At 55.6% G+C, this 2,030-nt stretch carries 2 protein-coding genes and 1 pseudogene; all 3 read right to left on the reverse strand.

Going from position 1 to position 2,030, the window contains the following annotated elements; all coding sequences use genetic code 11:
* Positions 1 to 665, reverse strand: a 665-nt coding sequence (locus tag B5F54_RS17015) for a VirB6/TrbL-like conjugal transfer protein, CD1112 family (protein WP_242969739.1), incomplete at its 3' end; no start/stop codon positions are given.
* A 70-nt stretch (positions 666 to 735) separates the two neighbouring features.
* Positions 736 to 831 (reverse strand): annotated as a pseudogene (locus B5F54_RS18475) (Maff2 family mobile element protein); the annotation flags it as partial.
* An 89-nt stretch (positions 832 to 920) separates the two neighbouring features.
* On the reverse strand, positions 921 to 2,030 hold a 1,110-nt coding region (locus tag B5F54_RS17025; RefSeq protein WP_087235325.1), incomplete at its 5' end, for a recombinase family protein.

Here is a 2,030-nt window from a genome sequence, read left to right on the forward strand (position 1 = left end):
CTTGCCAAAGCCGGATTCCCAAAATGCCCGCGCACCGCCTGCGGATTACAAGCAGCGCTTCTGGACGCGCGGTAAATTTCGATCATACGGCCATAAATGACGATGAAAATGCAGATATACAGCGCCCACATGGTAATGCCGATAAAAAGCGACTGGAACCACAGGCCGAACAGCGGCCCCAGGTCCATATCCATCAGCCGGGACTCCATATCGGTCATAACAGCGGAGATGTCGATGGAAGCGTCCGAGCCGATGATGCCGGACGCCTGGGCCACCACGCTTTGGGCCATGTCGAACACGCCCATGACGAGGTTCCAGGTGTTGGTGACGAGCAAAATCGCGGCGGCGGATTTGAACACCCATTTGAAGATCATCCAGGTGTCCACGTCATGCAGGTTGTTGCGGTCGGTAATCATCTGGATCAGCTCCAGCGTCATCACGATAGCCAGGATCACGCCAGCAATCGGCACCATGATGGAGTTGGAGAGGTTCTGGATCATACTGAAAATGCTGCCGTTCCACCCCTGCGGGGTCTGGCCCACCTGTACGGATATATCCGCGACCTGCTGATTTACGCTGTCGAACATCCCCGATAAGTTTCCCATGATGCCGCCCACCAGCATCTCTTTCAGCCAGTTGGTAAGGGCATCCAATAAGAAATCCATACGGTGTCAAACCTCCTTTCAGCCCCTCCCGCTGTGCGCGGGAGGGGGCGAGGATTTCAGCGGGGTACGATCAGACGGTGAACAGGCCGGACAGCAGCGGTACAAGGACCATGCCCACGATGGCGACGCCCGCGCCGGCCATCAGCTGTTTCATGCCCTGCGACTTTACTGATGTGCGATAAAGAAGTAATAGAAATGTAAAAAATTTTGCCGTTCCTATCCGGCACTTGGCCATTGTGTCGGATAGGTCGGGCGTTAGGCTTCGGGCAAGTCAATCTTGCCGACAAAGCTGTAATAAATCTCAATGTCCTGCCTGCGGGTGCCGTTCTCGTCATAGCTACACTCATGCACGACGATTTTTTCAATCATTTCCCGCAAGAGGGTGGGGGTCAATTCCTCAAAGGCAAGGTGCTTTCGGACGATACCCATAAACTTTTCCGCGTTGACGGTGGCGGCCTGCGACTTGTCCAGTTCGGCCTGCAAAGCGGCGGCGCGGTCTTTCAGTTCCCGCTGTTCCTGCTCATAGTCTGCTGACAGTTCCATGAAACGCTCGTCACTGATTTTGCCGTTCACATTGTCCTCATACAGCCGCTTAATAATGCGGCTCACTTCGGCAATGCGCTCCTGCGCCTGTTCAAGCTGCCTGGTGGTTGCGGCGGTCTTTCTCTTGCCGCCGATCTCGTTCTGCTGGATAAGCAGCTTCACAAAGCGGCTCTCATGCTTGGCGGCATACTCCGTCACTTGCCGGAGATTGGAGAGGACACCGGCGGTCAACAGGTCGGTGCGGATAAAGTGCGCCGTACAGTCGCGGGTGCGCTTCTTGTAGCTGCCGCAGATGTAACAGTCCTGCTTGCGGTTCTTGTTCTGATACCGCTGCTGGTACATCACATGGCCGCAGTCGGCGCAGAACAGCATACCGGAGAACAGCCCCACTTCATCATAGCGGTTCGGGCGTTTGCGCTGCTTGCGTAACTCCTGCACGCGCTCCCATGTTTCCCGGTCTATGATAGGCTCATGGTGGTTCTCAAAAATGGCCTGCTTCTCCACGGGGTTCTCTACACTGTGTTTGACCTTGTAAGAGGGCTTTTCCGTCTTGAAGTTTACCAGACAGCCGGTGTACTCCCGGTTTTCGAGGATATGAACGACGGTGTTTGTCGCCCATTTACACTCATAGCCGGGGTGGTAGCGGCGTGTGCTGCCTGTCCTGCGGTATTCCAGCGTCCCCGGCGTGGGGATTTGCTGCTCCGTAAGCATACGGGCAATCTTGGTCGGGCCATTCCCGGCAAGACAAAGCTGGTATATCTGCTGGACAACCGGCGCGGTTTCCTCGTCAACGATATAGTTCTCGTCCTCGTCCATGAGGTA

Origin of the sequence: Anaeromassilibacillus sp. An250, assembly GCF_002159845.1 — a bacterium.
GTDB classification, from domain to species: domain Bacteria; phylum Bacillota; class Clostridia; order Oscillospirales; family Acutalibacteraceae; genus Anaeromassilibacillus; species Anaeromassilibacillus stercoravium.